Annotated in this window: 18 protein-coding genes; 3 read left to right on the forward strand and 15 right to left on the reverse strand. The window is 28.3% G+C overall.

Translation table 11 applies throughout. The features are described 5' to 3' along the window. Window positions 1-261: 261 nt before the first annotated feature. From RDX53_RS02425 to nadE, 5 genes are all read right to left on the reverse strand, one after another. Window positions 262-993: a hypothetical protein gene (locus tag RDX53_RS02425; protein ID WP_307993663.1), complete on the reverse strand. Its 732-nt coding sequence runs from the start codon at window positions 991-993 to the stop codon at window positions 262-264. After that, window positions 957-1,121, reverse strand: coding sequence for a hypothetical protein (locus RDX53_RS02430; protein WP_307993664.1), 165 nt, complete (start codon window positions 1,119-1,121; stop codon window positions 957-959). Before RDX53_RS02430 ends, RDX53_RS02425 begins: the two co-directional genes overlap by 37 nt. A 275-nt stretch (window positions 1,122-1,396) precedes the next feature. Continuing rightward, entirely contained in the window at window positions 1,397-1,678 is a 282-nt protein-coding gene (locus tag RDX53_RS14150) for a phage integrase N-terminal SAM-like domain-containing protein (protein ID WP_369124297.1), read from the reverse strand. Window positions 1,679-1,825: 147 nt separating this feature from the next. Beyond that, window positions 1,826-2,545, reverse strand: a complete 720-nt coding sequence (locus RDX53_RS02435) for a YebC/PmpR family DNA-binding transcriptional regulator (RefSeq protein ID WP_022071231.1) — start codon at window positions 2,543-2,545, stop codon at window positions 1,826-1,828. 93 nt (window positions 2,546-2,638) lie between these two features. Further along, a complete protein-coding gene (gene nadE / locus RDX53_RS02440) occupies window positions 2,639-3,391 on the reverse strand; it encodes an NAD(+) synthase (RefSeq protein WP_307993665.1) in 753 nt (250 codons plus the stop codon). A gap of 129 nt (window positions 3,392-3,520) precedes the next feature. Here nadE and RDX53_RS02445 point away from each other — a divergent pair, with 129 nt between their 5' ends. Together RDX53_RS02445 and RDX53_RS02450 are read left to right on the forward strand one after the other, a co-directional pair. After that, window positions 3,521-3,883 (forward strand): sulfite exporter TauE/SafE family protein, encoded by a 363-nt coding sequence (locus RDX53_RS02445; protein ID WP_195929930.1) that lies wholly within the window; start codon window positions 3,521-3,523, stop codon window positions 3,881-3,883. A 12-nt stretch (window positions 3,884-3,895) separates the two neighbouring features. Further along, on the forward strand, window positions 3,896-4,267 hold the full coding sequence (locus RDX53_RS02450) for a sulfite exporter TauE/SafE family protein (protein WP_195929931.1): 372 nt from the start codon (window positions 3,896-3,898) through the stop codon (window positions 4,265-4,267). Window positions 4,268-4,308: 41 nt separating this feature from the next. On the opposite strand, the gene RDX53_RS02455 is transcribed toward RDX53_RS02450, so the two are convergent. The 6 genes from RDX53_RS02455 to RDX53_RS02480 all read right to left on the reverse strand — a co-directional run bounded on the left by RDX53_RS02455 (window position 4,309) and on the right by RDX53_RS02480 (window position 13,722). Further along, window positions 4,309-5,880, reverse strand: coding sequence for a tetratricopeptide repeat protein (locus RDX53_RS02455; RefSeq protein ID WP_195929932.1), 1,572 nt, complete (start codon window positions 5,878-5,880; stop codon window positions 4,309-4,311). 43 nt (window positions 5,881-5,923) lie between these two features. Next, entirely contained in the window at window positions 5,924-6,568 is a 645-nt protein-coding gene (locus RDX53_RS02460) for a YigZ family protein (protein WP_195929933.1), read from the reverse strand. Next, window positions 6,565-7,254, reverse strand: a complete 690-nt coding sequence (locus RDX53_RS02465) for a helix-turn-helix domain-containing protein (RefSeq protein ID WP_195929934.1) — start codon at window positions 7,252-7,254, stop codon at window positions 6,565-6,567. The genes RDX53_RS02460 and RDX53_RS02465 overlap by 4 nt, the downstream gene beginning before the upstream one ends. 2 nt (window positions 7,255-7,256) lie before the next feature. Next, window positions 7,257-8,543, reverse strand: coding sequence for a GTPase HflX (gene hflX, locus RDX53_RS02470; protein WP_195929935.1), 1,287 nt, complete (start codon window positions 8,541-8,543; stop codon window positions 7,257-7,259). A 283-nt stretch (window positions 8,544-8,826) separates the two neighbouring features. After that, a complete protein-coding gene (locus RDX53_RS02475) occupies window positions 8,827-9,858 on the reverse strand; it encodes a S46 family peptidase (RefSeq protein WP_307993666.1) in 1,032 nt (343 codons plus the stop codon). 9 nt (window positions 9,859-9,867) lie between these two features. After that, entirely contained in the window at window positions 9,868-13,722 is a 3,855-nt protein-coding gene (locus tag RDX53_RS02480) for an AAA family ATPase (protein WP_307993667.1), read from the reverse strand. Window positions 13,723-13,837: 115 nt separating this feature from the next. Here RDX53_RS02480 and RDX53_RS02485 point away from each other — a divergent pair, with 115 nt between their 5' ends. Next, window positions 13,838-14,098, forward strand: a complete 261-nt coding sequence (locus RDX53_RS02485; RefSeq protein WP_195931023.1) for a cysteine-rich small domain-containing protein — start codon at window positions 13,838-13,840, stop codon at window positions 14,096-14,098. 205 nt (window positions 14,099-14,303) lie between these two features. Here the strand turns inward: RDX53_RS02485 and RDX53_RS02490 are convergent, their stop codons facing one another. From RDX53_RS02490 to RDX53_RS02505, 4 genes are read right to left on the reverse strand one after another with little or no spacing between them, the layout of a single operon-like run. Then, window positions 14,304-14,927: a TIGR01906 family membrane protein gene (locus tag RDX53_RS02490; RefSeq protein WP_307993668.1), complete on the reverse strand. Its 624-nt coding sequence runs from the start codon at window positions 14,925-14,927 to the stop codon at window positions 14,304-14,306. Between the two features lie 25 nt (window positions 14,928-14,952). Further along, window positions 14,953-16,503: an ABC-F family ATP-binding cassette domain-containing protein gene (locus RDX53_RS02495; RefSeq protein ID WP_195931021.1), complete on the reverse strand. Its 1,551-nt coding sequence runs from the start codon at window positions 16,501-16,503 to the stop codon at window positions 14,953-14,955. Window positions 16,504-16,545: 42 nt separating this feature from the next. Continuing rightward, window positions 16,546-17,274 (reverse strand): zinc dependent phospholipase C family protein, encoded by a 729-nt coding sequence (locus RDX53_RS02500; RefSeq protein WP_195931020.1) that lies wholly within the window; start codon window positions 17,272-17,274, stop codon window positions 16,546-16,548. Between the two features lie 9 nt (window positions 17,275-17,283). Continuing rightward, window positions 17,284-18,054 (reverse strand): N-acetylmuramoyl-L-alanine amidase, encoded by a 771-nt coding sequence (locus tag RDX53_RS02505; protein WP_195931019.1) that lies wholly within the window; start codon window positions 18,052-18,054, stop codon window positions 17,284-17,286. Between the last annotated feature and the right edge of the window lie 30 nt (window positions 18,055-18,084).

An 18,084-nucleotide genomic window follows, 5' to 3' on the forward strand; every position in this document is an offset into this window, starting at 1 on the left:
CTATATATATGTCACTTTTCATAATTAAAAAAAATTATGAAAAGTGACTTTTTAAATTATTTCTTATTTTTTTATTAACTTTAGCCTGAAACTCTTTACATATTCAATTATGTCCATAAGGTTTTGTTTTATTTCTATGAAAATCTGATAAGCTTTTGGAAACTTTACAATGTTGACAAACTTTTATGACTGTTAATTTTCTACTCATACTTAATATACCTATATATTAAATTATATATTTTTAATCAATGAAAAATCTTTCTATGTTGTCATATTTATACAGCTAGCACATTTATACAATTTTTCGCTTAATTTTGTAAATTTTAATTCATCAAATGTAAGTAATTCATTTTGTTCATTATAATTAGAACCTTTTTCAACCAGTGATGCATTTTGCATAGTATTTAATGATAATTTAAGATCTAAATCTGAAATATTATATTTATTCTTATAATCAATTTTCATTTCATCTGTTATTATATACTCTTTATTTGATTCTTCAATAGAGGAGTATAAATAAACAAAACTTTCAATATCACAATCATTCATTAATGATAATGCATTAATTATCATTAAATCACTTTTAGTAATATTTTCACTTTTATTTTTTTCAACTATTTCACTAAACAACATTCCCATTATATAACATGATTTTTTAGAATTTGAAGATAAAATTTTATCAAATGTACTAGCTACAAACTCTACTTTTTCATCACTTTTTAAATATTCAATTAATCTTGATACATCATTATCATTGCAATTATTATAATTAAATCCTTTTAAAAATCTATCAAATTTATAAATAGAGTATTTAGATCTAAATATATTAAAAATTTTTACACCCTTATTAATATCCCCTAAACACTCTACTATATCTTCATTTAATATATTTTCTTTAATTTGGCTATAGCCTTCACATATATTTAATATTACTTCCTTTAAATTTTCACAAGACATTAAATTACTATCTTCATCCCTTTTACTACAAGACATAAAATCACTCCCTTTACCCCTTTTATTATATATTTATAAAACTTTTTTATATATGAACTAATATTTTTATTTGTTATTAAATTTAAACTTACATTTAATACTTTATTTTCTCTCACATTCCTATTCATATTTTTGCCTCTTATGCATTTATTATAATTATAGTATACTACATTGTTAATAACTATCAAACTTAGTATTTCCAATATATTCATATATACAAGTTCAATAAATTTTTTTAGCTAATTTTTAATTTGGGTTCTTGTGTAAAAGGGTGTTACTAGCATCTCCTTTGTATTTGCTTAAATTCATTAATCAACTTATTCCTGCAATTTGTTAATCTTTAATGCTTTTTTAATACGTTTTAGTTACCTCAACTGTTTCATATCCTAAAATTCTTCTCTCTCTAACTTTTTTCTCTTAGAAATTCAACTTTTTTTGCAATATTTAAACAATATGGTTCTTTGTAACAATCATTATAAAAACTTCTAATGTTCTTGAGAATTGTATTTATATAACTATGATTTAAACCTTTAGATTTAGGTTGCTTTAAATATTGTTTAATATGAAAATGTGTTATTTCTTCAATCTCTAGTAATTCATGTTTATTCTTACAATAAGTAAAAAATTTATTTAATTTATTTTTATATCTCTTAATTTTTCTTTCTGTATCATTACTTATTTTAATTTAATAGATATACTTTTCATAAATATTATCCATAATCAAAAACACCCCTAATCACTCAACACAGATTTCTCCATATTTCATAATCAGAGGTGTTATATCTCTCACATTTTAAATTCTAAAACGTTACAAACCCTAACTTTCCAATAACTATTCAGTTATTTCCCAGTTATGGTAAACGTTCTGAACGTCGTCATCTTCTTCAAGTAAGTCTATTAATTTTTCCATAGATTTTACTTGACCTTCGTTGTCTAAAACTGTAGTAGTTTGTGGTATTAATTTTATATCAGCAGATACGAATTCATATCCTTTTTCAACTAAAGCATCTCTAACTGCGTTGAAATCTTCTGGAGCTGTTACAACTTCGAATCCATCTTCTTCTGTTATTATATCATCTGCTCCAGCTTCTAAAGCGTCGTCCATTAATTGTTCTTCGCTTACATTTTCAGCAGCTATTAATATTTGTCCTTTTCTATCGAACATGAAACCAACGCATCCAGTAGTTCCTAAGTTACCACCGTTTTTGTCGAAGTAATATCTTATGTTACCAGCAGTTCTGTTTTTGTTGTCAGTTAAAGTTTCAACTATAACAGCAACTCCACCTGGTCCATATCCTTCGTAAGTATTTGAGAAGTAATCTTCTCCACCGCCAGCTCCAGCACCTTTGTCTATTGCTCTTTTGATATTATCATTTGGCATATTGTCAGCTTTAGCTTTATCTATAGCTGTTTTTAAAGCTGCATTGTATTCTGGATCAGCTCCACCTTCTTTAGCTGCAACAGTTATAGCTCTTGCATGTTTAGTGAATACTGATGCTCTTTTAGCATCTTGTTTACCTTTTCTATTGATAATATTGCCTATACGACCCATAATTTCACTCCTTAATTTTAATTTCGTTCATTTATAGATTTATTCAAAATCTATTGCAAAGTAAATTTTAGCACAAAACTTCCATTTAGTAAATTAGAATCTTGGAGGTTTTGGTGCTGTGTTTCTTTTATGTTCACTGATTTTATGTAATCTATCTATGATGTCTAAGTCCTTTTGAGGAACTTCATCTCTTTTGCCTAATACAACCTTGTCTATCATGTTGTATGTTGTTCCCATTTCGTTTTCGTCTGTTTGACCTTCCCATAAACCTGCTGATGGATCTCTATTAATTACATCTTCGTGTACTCCTAGTGCCTTAGCCCATTCATAAACTTCTGCCTTTGTAAGGTTTGCTATTGGAACTAAGTCTACTCCTCCATCGCCGTATTTTGTGAAATATCCAGTATGTATTTCTGCTGCGTTGTCTGTTCCCACAACTAAATACCCTAGGTTGTTTGCAACTGTATAAACAGAACACATTCTTACTCTAGCTCTTAAGTTTGAATCTGATGCTCTAAGCCCATCTTCATTATATAAATTCTTTTCTTTAAGAGCTGAAGTTACAGAGTTTAATATCATTTCTTGTGGAGTTGTTAAATCTAAATCGATATAATCTATTCCACAACCGTTTATAACTTTAAGTGCATCTTCTCTGTCTTTTGGGTTACTGTTGATGCTCATAATTACCCCTATAGAGTTGTCTGGAAATGCTTTTTTTATAAGGTAACAAACTACAGCTGAGTCTATTCCACCAGAAACCCCAACAACTAATCCTTTGCATCCTGCTTCTTTAACTTTTTCCCTAAGCCAATCTACTGTTTTTTCTATTTTTTGATTTATTCCCATTTATTTTACCCCTTTCTTATAAAAATCTATACTTATAATACCATATTTATTTCAAAATTAATTTATTATTTTTGCATCTATACATAGTTTTATCAAAATCACAAATAATAATACAAGGTAGGTGAAGATATGAACAATCCATTTAGTATTAAAAATTCTATAATTGGAGCTTTTACTGGTTTTATTAATGGGCTATTCGGTTCCGGCGGTGGTACTCTTTTAGTCCCTATCTTAAACAATATTTTAAAAGTAGAAGAACACAAATCACATGCTACAGCCTTAGCTGTAATAATATTTTTAACAACGACAAGCTCCATAATATATATCTCCAAAGGCACATATGACATTGGTCTTACATGTAAAGCCGCCATAGGAAGTATAATAGGAGGTATCGTGGGAGCAAAATTATTGAGCAAAGTAACCGGTAAGTTTTTGAGAATTGCTTTCGGAATAGTTATGATAATATCTGCAATTAGAATGATTTTTTATTAATAGGAGGAATTTATGTTAATAGCAATAATAGGATTTTTTGCTGGAATAATCGGCGGAATGGGAATGGGTGGAGGAACAATACTAATCCCTGCTCTTATATTATTTGCAAGTATTGACCCTAAAATTGCCCAAAGTACCAACTTACTATCATCAATTCCTATGACAATAGCAGCACTATACATACATATTAAAAAGAAAAACGTCGACTTTGAATTAGTTCTTCCGATAGTATTATTCGGTATAGTTGGTGCTTTTTTTGGCTCTACATTAGCAGAATATCTATCATCTGATATCTTAAGAAAATGTTTTGGAGTATTTTTATTGATTATAGGAATCTTTGAAATTCAAAAAGGTTATATGCACAAAGACAAACAAAAAAAATAAAGCCTAAAACTATTAAACAATATAGTTTTAGGCTTTTTATGTTAATTTTTTTCTTCTAATCTACTTATCATAAAGAAGTCCTTTATTGCATTATCATAATCACCTGTTTGGCAATATGCATCCCCACGTTTTTCATAAGCTCTTATGTCAGATGGATTTCCTTCTATTGCAACAGAAAAATCGTCTATCGCTTCTTTATATTGCTGAAGTTTATAATAAGCCAAACCTCTATAATAATAATTTTTAAATTGGCTCTTATCAAGCTCAATTGCTTTATTAAAATCAAGTATTGCTTCGTTATATTCTTCTAAGTCTAAGTTTGCAGCTCCTCTCCCCATATAAACAATATAACTTTCGTAACCATGTTCTATAGAGCGAGTATAGTCATCTTTTGCCTTTTTGAAGTTTCCTGTTATAGAGTACTCTTTTCCTCTATTGCAGTAAGATTTTCCTACTTTATATCCCATTTTTATCGCTTTTGAGAAATCACGTATTACTTTTGTGTGATTTTCCATTTGACCATAAGCAAGTGCTCTGTTGTAATATGCTTCACCATTTTTAGGATTTAATATTATAACTCTGTCCAAGTCTTTTATGGCCTTGCGTAAATTATCTTGTTTTAAGTAAGCTACTGAACGATTAAAGTAGCTTTCTTCGTACTCTGGGTCTAGTTCTATGGATTTATTGTAGTATTCGATTGCGTTATTAATTTGGTTCATTTGACAATAACAATCCGCCATTCCCAAATAACCTTCTTTCATATGTGGAGCCAAAGTTACAAATGTCTTGTAGTCTAGTAGTGAGTTTTTATATTGTTTCATTAAATAATATAGTCCTGCTCTTTCGTAGACTATTCTCTCGTCGTATTTTTCAAGATTTATAGCATTTGTAAAATCTTTTAATGCTTCTTTATATCTGCCTAAATAAGCTAGAATTCTTCCTCTATTATAATAGGCACTAACATCATTTTCGTCTATTTCTAGTGCTTTTGTGTAGCTTTCCATAGCCTTATCGTATTCTTTTAAGTTGCTATAAGATACTCCTAAGTTATAGTAAGCTACTTCATATCTTGGATCTATTTCCAATGATTTTTTATAATTTTTTATTGCTAGTTCATTATCCCCTAGTCTACTATAACAAACACCTTTACCCCTATATGCTTCTTTATAGTTTTTGTCTAGTTCTAATGTTTTTTCAAAATCTTTTATAGCTGAATAAAATTTATCGAATTTTATATAAAACTCGCCACGATAGTAATAACCATCTGCACTGTCTGAGTATTTTTCAATAATTTTATTTATATAAGCCATTTTTTCATTTATTTCAAATTCCATATTGGCGTGATTCAACATATCTTGTATGAAATTTTGTCTTTCTAAGTCCTTTTGTAATTTATTTAAATTTTCTATAGTATTGTTCATATCCACATTTCCTGATTTAGATAATTTAAATAAATTAAATACCATGAAAATCATAAATCCATACATAAAGCAGAATATGATTATCTCTTCATTTTTTGATAAATTCAAAATTGCTATAGCTAAGAATAAAATTCCTATTATAGCTAGAGAGATTCCTATTTGTCTTGTTATTTTGTTTTTTTCACTTTCCATTATGACGTCCCCCTCGATATATCTATTGTTAAATAAACCCTATCTAAAAAATAATTTCCCCTTCTTTTTCAGATAGATAAAACCCTTCACTTTCACCTATTTCTGCAGTTCCACTAGTTATATCTATCATTTTAGATTTTAGTGATTCTGCTTCTTCTTCTCTCGAGTAAACTATTATTTCTACTTTGTCAGTATATAAAGTGTCTTTTATTTTGTAACCCATATTCATTATTTCATTTTGAACTTTTCCTATTTGGTTATAGTCTATAGTTACACTTATTTCTTTGTATTTTACCTTTTGTATAATTTGAGCTGCTTCAATACCAACTTTTGCACCTTTTGTATATGCTCTAACAAGTCCGCCTGCTCCTAATTTTATTCCTCCGAAATATCTAGTTACAACAACTACTACATCTCTTAAGTCTTCCTTTTTTATAACTTCTAATGTTGGGATTCCTGCTGTTCCTTGTGGCTCTCCATCGTCGCTATAACGTTGGATGTTCATAGTTTCACCAACAGTATATGCCCAAACATTATGAGTAGCATCTTTATGCTTCTTTTTTATTTCGTTTATGAATTCTACTGCTTCTTCTTCAGACTTTATAGGTTTTGCATATCCTATAAAAGTAGACTTTTCTACTATGTATTCATCTGTTCCAAAACTGTGTAATGTTTTATATGTCTTCATAGTGCCTCTCCCCCTGCCGTTAGATATTTCAAAGCCAAAATTGCTTCATTATATGCCCTGATGACATATTCTTTTTCGTTGATTTTTTTTCTGTCTATAAGTCGTTGCAAAATCTCGACTGTCTTATCATCTCCCACCTTTGCCAATGCTTTGGCACAATATTGTCTTGTCTGTGGATTTGGGTCATATAGCCCCTTTTCCAAGACTAACTTGCTCTTTGGAGAAGATATTTTTCTAATAGCTGAATAAGTTATTCTTCTTATGTCTGAATGTCTATGGTTTGTAAGAGGATGAAGTATTTTTAAAAATCTTTCATCTCTAAACTCTCCCGTTGCCCAAATTAAGACAATTAAATCATCTGCATTTTGTTCTCTAAGTATTCTTTTGTATAATTCTCTTTTGAAGTTTAATTCTTTTTCTTCATCTAGACTCAGCTCTTCTATAAATTCAAGTCTTGAGTCTTTGCCTAATTCTAAAAATTTATCCAATATATCTTTTGAAGATTCTACTTTTTGTTTGTTTGCAGATTTTATTTCTAATTTTGCTTTGATTAAATGATCATTTACATCTGCAATTGGTATATTTCTGATTTTGCTAATTTGGGACACTGTTTTTGATTCGTTATAAAGAAGATATGTAATAAAGTAGTCATCTAAGTTATCGATATTGCTCCAACTTATGTCCATTTTTATTCCTCAACTATATATTCTTTATATATATTATAATCTTCTTCATCTAAACTTACTTCAAGTTGTGTTCCATTTTCAACATATTCAAAGTAATCTACGTTGTATTTTTCTTTTATTTTACTGAATATATTACCTTTATCGTATGGAAGTAATAATTTAACTTGATAAGTGTCTTCCATTAAAGCATTTTCTATCATTTTTAGAAGGATATCCATATTGATACCTTTTTTAGCAGAAATATAAATTCTATCTTCTCTATTTCTTGGATAAATATCTAGCTCTAGTCTGTCTATTTTGTTGTAAACTATTATAGTTTTCTTATCATCTGCACCTAATTCTTTTAATACTGATTCAGTAGTTTGTTTTTGTAATTCAAAACTGCTGTTTGTAGCGTCGATTACATGTAGTATTAAGTCTGCATATTTAACTTCTTCTAGTGTTGCTTTGAATGCTTCTACTAAATCATGAGGTAGTTTACTTACAAATCCAACTGTATCTACTACTAGAAAATCTCTTTTATTTGGTAAAGTAGCTTTTCTTAAAGTTACATCAAGTGTTGCAAATAGCATATCTTTTACGAAAACTTCTTTTTCAGTTTCGTAATCTTTGTGTGTCTTTATTAATTCGTTCAATAAAGTCGATTTTCCTGCATTTGTATAACCAACAAGTGCAACAATTGGTATATTTGATTTTAGACGTTGAACTCTTTGAGTTTCTCTGTTTTGTTTTACTTCTCTAAGCTCTTTTCTTATGTCAGCAGCTCTATTTAAGATATGTCTTTTATCTATTTCAAGCTTTTGTTCACCAGGACCTCTAGTACCTATACCAGCACCAGTTCTACTCATTTGTCCACCCATTCCATAAAGTCTTGGTAATCTGTATTTTAATTGAGCAAGCTCAACTTGTAGTTTACCTTCTTTACTTAATGCTCTTTGTGCGAATATGTCTAATATTAAAGCTGTTCTGTCGATTACTTTTAGTCCTGTAACATCTTCTATATTTCTCATATGTGCTCCTGATAATTCATCATTAAATACTATCATTGTAGCACCAAGCATTTGACAGTAATCTCTTATTTCTTCAACTTTACCTTTTCCTATGAAATAAGCAGCATCTCTCGCTGGTTTATTTTGAATTACAGATGCTAAAACTTCTGCTCCAGCAGCCTTTACTAATTCTTTAAGTTCTTCCATAGATTCATTTATATCAATATCGTCGATTTTTTTTACATTAGTTGTTATATTTAAGCCCACTAAAACGGCCTTTTCTTGTAGTTTTTCTTCCACAAAATCACCTCTTTATTTTACTTCTTGTCAATTCATTTATTTGCCAGTATTTTTGCCTTATTATATATTTTGACTTTTATAATAAATTTCATTCTTTTATATATATCATTTTCTATTTTTACTGCAAATAACTCATTTTAGATAAATATTCTTAATAATTATATCATTAAACTATAAGTTTTTTATGGATTTTTTTGATAATAAGTATTTTATTAATATTATAATTTAAAATCAAAAAGAGGGTGAATAAATCTTTCACCCCTCCACAAATTTATTAAATTTTTTATTTTAAATTTATAAGCTCTAGATATTTTTTACTATTTTTACTTCCGTTTTTCTCTGCTTTTTCTAATAATTTTATAGCTTTATCTATATCTTTTTTAATTATTTTACCTCTATATAGTTCAAATCCTAGTTTTTCTTGATATAGTGGATTTTCTTCTTTTGATTTTTGTTTATATATTTTAATTAATCTCTCTTCACATCTATTGTCATTATTATCAACCAACTTTTCATATTCTAAAATAGCTTTATCAATTTCACCTTCATCATAATATCTATTTCCAAGAATATAACTAGCCTCTAATTCCCCTTCTTCTGATAAAACTTGTAGTACTTTTGTACTAAATCCAGCGTAAATTGAAGATTTTGAGTTTTTCTTTCCGTCATTTTTACAAATTACATCTTCTATAACACTTCTCATCATATTTTCGATATTTCCTTCAAATTTTGAATCAATTACAATATTGCTAGAAGTCGATTTATTATTGATAGTTTCTGGCGCTATTTGATCTAATTTATTGTCTATTTCATCTATCATTTTTTGTTGTCTTTCTAGTACAGAATCAATATGCTCCATTATACCTTCATATTGAGTGTCCATCTTTTTTAATAATTCACTTTCTATAAATGTATCGATTCTCTTATTAAAAGCCGTAATTTTTTTATCTAAGTCTCTAACGTTTTTTGATACTGTAGTAAAACTTATCATATTGCTATTTTTCATTACAGAGTGTATCTCATCTCCAAACTTTGCAATAGTTTTAATCAGTTCATCTAATTCACTCAAATCTTTATCTATATTTTTTAACCCGCTTACCATCTGCACTACTTTGTTTTTATATGTATTTAACTCGTCCATCTTCTTTTTGGTTATATCGATTTGTTTTAAAGAATCAAGCTTGGTTATCGATTTATTAAATTCATTTATACTCCCCTCTAATCCATTTAACGTTATACATATTTGCTCACTATTTTCATTAAACTTATCAATTGATTCTACTATACCCCTTGTGTTTAATTCGTTATTCGTCATATTATTCACCTATCTCCCATTCACCTTTGTATTTATATTTTCAAATAGTTTGTTTATATTCCCCATTTTCAGTTGAATATTAGATTTTAATTTTTCCGTTTTTATTATTTTATTTCGCAATATATCGTTTAGTTTATCAAACTGTTTTCCATATTCATCAAATAAATCGCTAAATTTTATTCCCTCTTTTTCTAAGCTATTATAAAATTCTCTCAACTGTTTTTCATAAGATAAATCTTCTATATACAAGTACATAATCGCAAATTTTGAAAACTGATATGATTTTTCATAATAGCTCTGTGCTAATTTATACTCACCTATTTCAAATAGCTTGTCTCCTTTTTCTTCGTATTTTCCATCCTCTTCAAACAAATCACACAACCTTGCTAAACTGTTTGAATTTGGCTCCACACTTCTAATAAAGTAGTTCTTCGCTACTGAATATCTCTCATCATAGAAAAACTTCATTCCTAATTTAAACAGCTCTATACTATCTCCTACTACTTCTCCTAAGTTTAAATCTTTAAACTGGGTTAAAGTTTTTATATATTTTATATCGTCGCCTAGTTTTGCTTTGATTTCTTTTAATACTTCTGTTTCTTTTTCTTCTATTAAGACTAAATTATAATTTGCTCTAGTTATAGAAACATAAAATCGATTAAAGTAATAACTGTAATGACCTTCTTTTAAAATTTCCTTTTTATAAACTTCTTCATAAATATCTGCATAGTCGGATAATATATTGTAAGCTATTATATTATCGAATTCCTTCCCTTTAAATTCAGATATTGTAAATGCATTTTTACAGTTGTACTTTTGTTTTAGATGTTGTTTTTTCTCATCATCAGATACTATAAGCGCAACTTTTGCAGATGCATCAAGCTCACTAAATATAATTTTTAAGTTGTCTTCTGTCGCTTCAACTTGCTCTATTATACCTGTTTTATTGTTTTTTGTTATTTCAAACTGTCTGTCTTCTTCTTTTCTTGCCGGAAGTTTATCATTTATTATTTCATTTACAATATTATTCATCTTCATTATATTTATAGAGTTTCTGAAATTCTCATTAAGTCGCTCAATTTCATAATGATATCCGTATAAATAAAATAATTTTGTAAGCCTTCCTATTTTAAAAAATGTTGGATTTATTATTTGGTTGGGGTCCCCTGCTAATAATATTTTTCTTGTTTTATTCTTTGCATAAATTTCTTGTTCTTTAGCTAATAAGAACAACATATATATTTGAACCTCTGTAAAATCTTGAACCTCATCAACTACGACATATTCATAGTTTATAGATTTTTCTTTTATTAAACTTTGTAATTCAAATGCTATATCATTTATGTCGTGATAGTCATTTTCGCACAACCACTGGTTGTATTTTTCTGTTATAGAATATAGAATTTGCCTATCTTCTTCTACAAAAATTTTATAATCTTCTACTATTTGTTTACTATTGTTGATATAGTATTCAGAGTTTACTATATATGGCTCTTTCCTGTCCCAATCGACGTACATAGAACCTTTTAGTATTCCAAAAATTTCGCTATAAATAATATTTTTTTCATTTTCATATTTCTTAATAAACTTTATAATATTTCCGTCCCTAGATGTCTGCTGTAACCATTCTAAAAACTTTGTAAAACTTTTATTATAAGAATTTTGCGTTATAATTTTAGATCTATCTATTTTTTTGTTGTTATGCTTATAATTTATCTCTGTGCATATATCTACAAAAGTTCTTATATCTATATATTCGTTATATTCATAGTAATTTTCCATTACTTTTGATTTCACATATTCTTTTAAGTTGTTTGAAAATGTAATGTAGAGAATTTTTTTGTTTGAGTTCATATTTTTGATTTTTTCAACCATATCTGGTATTAAATTGATTGTAGATAGTGTTTTTCCACTACCAGCTATACCTGATAATATGAATGGTTCTGATTTTTGAATAAATGTATCTATATATTTGGCTTGTTCTTTTGTCAGTACTTCTTGATATATTATTTCATTATCGTTAAAATCAATAGCTCTAAATGTCATATTAGTTTCTTGGTTTCTTTTTACGTTATCCCTTATTTCCAACATATCTTTATATGTCATTTCTTTTTTTCTATTTAAATTTTTGAAGTTTTCATTATCAAAGAAGTGGCTATTTATCCTTTTAGATACTTTTAATGCTTCTTTTTCTTGATCGTTGTGCTTAGCTATTGAAAATAATATAATCCCCTTTTTGTCGTTTTTATTGCCTTTATATCTATCAAAGTCAAATTCATTCTTTTTAACATAATCTTTCATAAAACATGCTATTATTCTATCACTATCATTTATCTTGTTATTGAAATCAAATCCATAAATACTATTATCTTTTATCCCCTCATACTTTTTAAAACCTAGACTATTTAAATTTAACGACTTATTTGATGATTTCATGCATTTATCAATCTTTATAATTAATCTTTTTAAGTCACTTTCTAGGTTATTGTCTTTTATCTGTTTAAATATAGTCTGCTCTAGAAATACATTAATACCTAAGTCTTTGCTAAATGTTATTTCCTCATCTATTCTGCTTTGCAGAGTTAAGTCTAAATCTTTTGGTTGTAGTTGATTTATACTATTTTCTTCTATAACTATATTTATATCTTTTTCTAAATTTGTATCGTGTTCTAAATCTGTGACTTCTTTTGGTTCTACATCTAAATCTGCTATTTCATCTTGTATAACCATTACATCACCATAATCTTGTTCTAAGTCGCTTTCTTCTAAATCTGCGACAATTTCCTCATTACTTAATACATTTTTTCTATCTAATTCATAACACTGTGCTAGATAAAACATTGCGTCTTCATTTCCCATTCGTGCCAAGTCATTATATAATTTAAACGCTTTTTCTTTATCTATATCTATCCCTATTCCATGTTCATAACAATATGCTAGTCTATAAATGCCATCTTCATAATCTATTTCTTTTAATTCCTCATATATTGAAAATGCCTTTTTATAATCTACATTAGTTCCAATTCCAAATTCATAACAATGTCCCATAAGATATTTTGCATCTTCATTTCCATTGCTCACAGCTTTTTTATATCGATTAAATGCTTTTTTATAATCCTGTTTTACACCTATTCCATATTCAAAACAAATTGCAGTCCTAAGCTGAGCTATATCATACCCTCCATTAGCACAAAACTTATAGTATTCAAATGCTTTTTTCTTGTCTTTATCTACTCCAATTCCATTTTCATAATATACTCCCAAGCAATATTGAATTGGATAATTATTTTTTTCATTTTCAAGTGACTTTACTATTTCAAATGCCTTTTGTTTATCTTCTTCTACTCCTATCCCATGTTCATAACAAAGCGCTAAACAAAATTTTGATTTTATAAATCCTTGTTCTGCTGATTTTTCAAACCATATAAAGGCTTGTTCCTCTTTTTCGTCTTCTTCCTCATCTAAATCTATATCTACCCCATCGATATACAAACATGCGAGGTTATACTGTGCCTCTTTCGAGCCATTTTGAGATGCTTTTTTGTACCAGCCAAATGCCTTGGATATACCCTCGAGCTTATCTCTTTCAAAGGTTAGATAATAATTTCCCATGTTGTACTGGGCATCTTCATCTCCTTCATCAGCTTCATTTCTCAACTGCTCATATGATAATTTCTTTATTTTTTCTTTTTCTATTATTCTATCATCTTCTTCTATTTCATCTCCTTCTTTATCCTTCCTCTTTAGTGTGAATTTCAACATATTGCTTTTAAATAATTCTTCAAACTTTTTCATTTTAATTTCCATTTTAGTAGTCACATTATAAAGCAACTCCATCGTAGAAACTTCCCTAAAATCCTTCATAAGTCTTCTCCCAATAAATTTTTATATATTGATTCTATATTATAAGTATAATAAATTAAATTAAAATAGTATAATAAAATTATCTCATATTATAATCTTTGGAGGTATATATAAATTGAATTATAAATTTTTTAGTAATACTAAATGTGAATACTTTCCCTGTCATAAAACAAATGACCCAGAAAATTTCAACTGCTTATTCTGTTATTGCCCTTTATATGCTTTAAAAGATAAATGTGGTGGAAATTTTAGATATACAGAAAAAGGTATAAAGGATTGTACAAATTGTACTCTTCCCCACCAAAGGAAAAATTATGATTATATAATTGGAAAGTTTAAAGAAATTGTTGAAATTACAAAATTAGACTCTGAATAAGATATTATATATTTTTTTAAATTATGATGCATTATTTATAGCAAAAAAAATACGAGTTAGAATTGATTTACATCATCTAACTCGTATTTTTTCGTCTCGTTTTTATTTCAGTCTTATTTCAATATATCCATCATACCATTTATTCGACATTCTTTCAATATTATAATTTTTGTAATTTAATTTTTTATTTTAATATTGCCATGATTTAACTTTTAACCTTATGATATATCAATTGTAAAATTACACTTGCACATACCATAATTCCCAAAATTGCAATACCCATATGCATAAAGAATGCTTCCGGCAACATATTTATAACAGGATCTAACACAGGGTTAAAAATCCAATAATTGTTACTAAACATTATCTTATGAAACATAATAAAACATGCATTGAAATTTATCGCAATTGGAATAGCCAATAAAACTGGCATTATCACAATTAAGATGGATGCATTTCTTAAAAATTTGAAGTCTTTCTTTCTAATTTGTAAAATACCTCCTACAACAGAGATAACTCCACAGATTATAGTAAGTATTTTTACATTTTGGAATATATCTCTCACTTCTTCAAAATGGATTTTACCATTTTGTGATGAAGGTAGAGATGGCAACTCAAATTCTTCTGCATTCCAGCTTAAGTTATAATCAATTAAATAATCGTAATTCTCTATTATATCTTCCCTTGATAGATTAATCATAGACTCTATGTTTAGTTTATCTATATCATTATAGTAGATGCTTTTTATATTCATAGTTATAATAACTGATGAACCAATCACAAATAAAGCTAAACATATAGATACAACTACATTTAATAACTTTCTCAATTGAAAGCCCCCTCTAATTTAAGTATTAAACTATTTTTGTAGTGAAATCTTCTATATTCCAAACATCATCAACTACATCACTGTAGAATTCTGGCTCATGGCAAACTAAAAGAACTGTTCCTTTAAATTCTTTTATTGCTTTTTTAAGCTCATCTTTAGCTTCTACGTCTAAGTGGTTTGTAGGCTCGTCAAGAACTAAGAAGTTTATGTCTTTTAACATTAACTTACATAATCTAACTTTTGCTGCTTCTCCCCCACTTAAAACTCTAACTTGACTTGTTATATGTTCAGTAGTAAGACCACATTTAGCAAGTGCTTGTCTAACTTCGTAGTTTGTTAATACAGGGTATTCTTGCCATACATCATCTAATGCAGTATTGTAGTTATCCATTGAACTTTCTTGTTCGAAATATCCAACTTCTAAGTAATCACCTAATTCAACTTGACCATCAAATGGTTTTGTCATTCCAAGTAAAGTTCTTAGAAGTGTTGATTTACCTATACCATTCATCCCTTTAAGAGCTATTTTTTGTCCTCTTTCTAATTGGAAGTTTAATGGTTTAGTTAATGGTTCATTATATCCTAACACTAAATCTTTAGTTTCGAATATTATTCTCGCTGCTGCTCTAGCATTTCTAAAGTTGAATGTTGGTTTTAATTTTTCTTTTGGTCTTTCTAAGATTTCCATCTTATCAAGTATTTTTTGTCTTGAGTTTGCCATACCTCTAGTTGCAACTCTCGCTTTATTTCTAGCTACGAAATCTTCAAGTTTCTTTCTTTCTTCAACTTGTTTTTCATAAGCACTTTCTTCTTGTCTTTTCTTAATATCTCTAAGTCTTACAAATTCGTCGTAGTTACCTTTGTATCTTGTAAGCTCAGCATTTTCTATATGATAAATTACATTACATGTATTGTTTATAAAGTCTGTGTCGTGTGATACAAGAATAAAGCTGTTTTCATACTCTTGTAAATATCTTGTAAGCCATACTATATGCTCTTCATCTAAGTGGTTTGTAGGCTCGTCAAGGATTAATATTGTTGGACTTTCTAATAATAATTTAGTAAGAAGTACTTTTGTTCTTTGACCTCCACTTAAATCAGTTACGTCTCTATCAAGACCTATTTCCCCTAATCCTAAACCATTAGCAACCTCTTGGATTTTTGCATCTATTGTATAGAATCCACTGTTTTCTAATATAGTTTGTATTTCAGCAGTTTCCTCAAGAAGTTTATTCATTTGTTCTTCGTCTGCTTCACCCATTAGGTCATACATTTTTAACATTTCTTGTTCTAACTCGAACATGTTTTTGAACGCATCTCTTAATACGTCTCTTATAGTCATTCCTTTTTCTAAAACAGCATGTTGGTCTAAGTATCCAACTGTTGCTCTTGATGACCATTTTATATTACCTGCATCTGGCATTAATTTTTTTGTTATTATATTTAAGAAACTAGATTTTCCTTCTCCATTAGCACCTACAAGAGCTATATGTTCTCCCTTTTTAAGTCTAAAAGATACATTTTCTAGTATTGTTCTCGCTCCAAAACCATGACTAACATTTTCTACTACTAGCATTTATCCACCTCTTATAAATTTTATTTGTTTACATCTATACTATTATATTTGATTTTTGTAATTTTGCATATACGTATTTTTAAAATACAGAATTAGGATTCCTGCTGTTGTCTGTTGTGAGAATTCCAATGCTTTTTCGGCAATTAAGTAAAATCTAGTGCTTAAATTTTGAACGTGTTTATACATATGTTGGTTCTTTATCGCATTATAAGAATTAAATCGTATATACTCTTCTACAGAGTTAAATAAAATCGGTTCAGAGTATATTCTAAATCGCTTTATTTTTAGATAATTGGCTTTTGCGTAATTTTCAAACTGCATGTGATTGTTTAGTAAGTCTCCTGTGGCGTGTTGCGGGACGGTTACATCTTGAACTAGATGGCAAGCTGCACCTAAATAAAACATGGATTGGTATATATCATCTTCATAAAAAAAATCTATAGCATAGTCATAATATTTTATAGCTAGTGTTAGTGCATTATCGTCTACACCTGGTAGACCCTTATTTGTAAAAGTATTAAAAAAATGACAATAGCATTTTAAATCTTGGTCTGCCCATACAACTCCTTGATTTATTGTTTTTTTGTATCTATAAAAAAATTCATAGACTTCATAGTATCCATTTAACCATAAGCTATTCATTGCATTTTCCTGTATAAATATATGAACTCTACAGTCTGGTTTTGAAAATTTATTTTTAATCGGACTTATAATATTTAATGTCTTTTCTAAGACGCTATTATTCCTTCTTTCCCCCAATATATTTGTCATAATATCACCTTATTTTTTATTTTTAAAATAATTATCTAATCCATCTGCTACTGAAGTCATCATTTTTTCTTGATATTTTGGACTAGACATATTTTGATCTTCTGTATAGTTACTCATAAATCCCATTTCTAATAGTACTGCTGGGACTTGTGACCAGTTAAATCCTGTTAAGTCGCTACGTTCGAATATACCATTTACTTTGAAACCATTATTTTGCATATTTTCATTTATAAATTTTGCACAATTTGAGCTGTCTTCATAAATAGCTGATGTATATTCACCGTATTTTGATGGAATTAAAATAGATGCTCCTGTAATTCCTTCATTGTCAGAACCGTCGGCATGTATCCTAACTACCATATCTACTTTCTTTTCATTTGCAAATATAGCTCTTTCTTTATTGCTTATATCCACATCATGACTTTCCCTTGTCATATAGACTTTATATCCTCTACTTTCTAATATATGTTTTAACTTTAAAGATGCCTCTAAATTTAATTCATATTCTGGCTTTTTAGTCGCTACACCAGCTGTTCCAGAAGATACTTTTGCTTTATATGAGCCTGAATTTGGTCCTACTTGTTCTGTCTCTGAATTTCCTTTTGCCTGATGACCTGGGTCTATACATATTATGTATTGTTCAGTTTTAGTGTTAGGATTTAGTTTTAAAGCTGAAAAATTTGAAACTAATTTTGTTAAATTTTTTGTTTCACTCGATGTAAAAATCATTATAAGTCCAATTATTAGTATAGTAGTAGTTAAAAATTTATATTTTTTCATACTATCCTCCTCAACATTTTTATTTTCATT

This window comes from uncultured Intestinibacter sp. (assembly GCF_902468165.1).
GTDB lineage: Bacteria > Bacillota > Clostridia > Peptostreptococcales > Peptostreptococcaceae > Intestinibacter.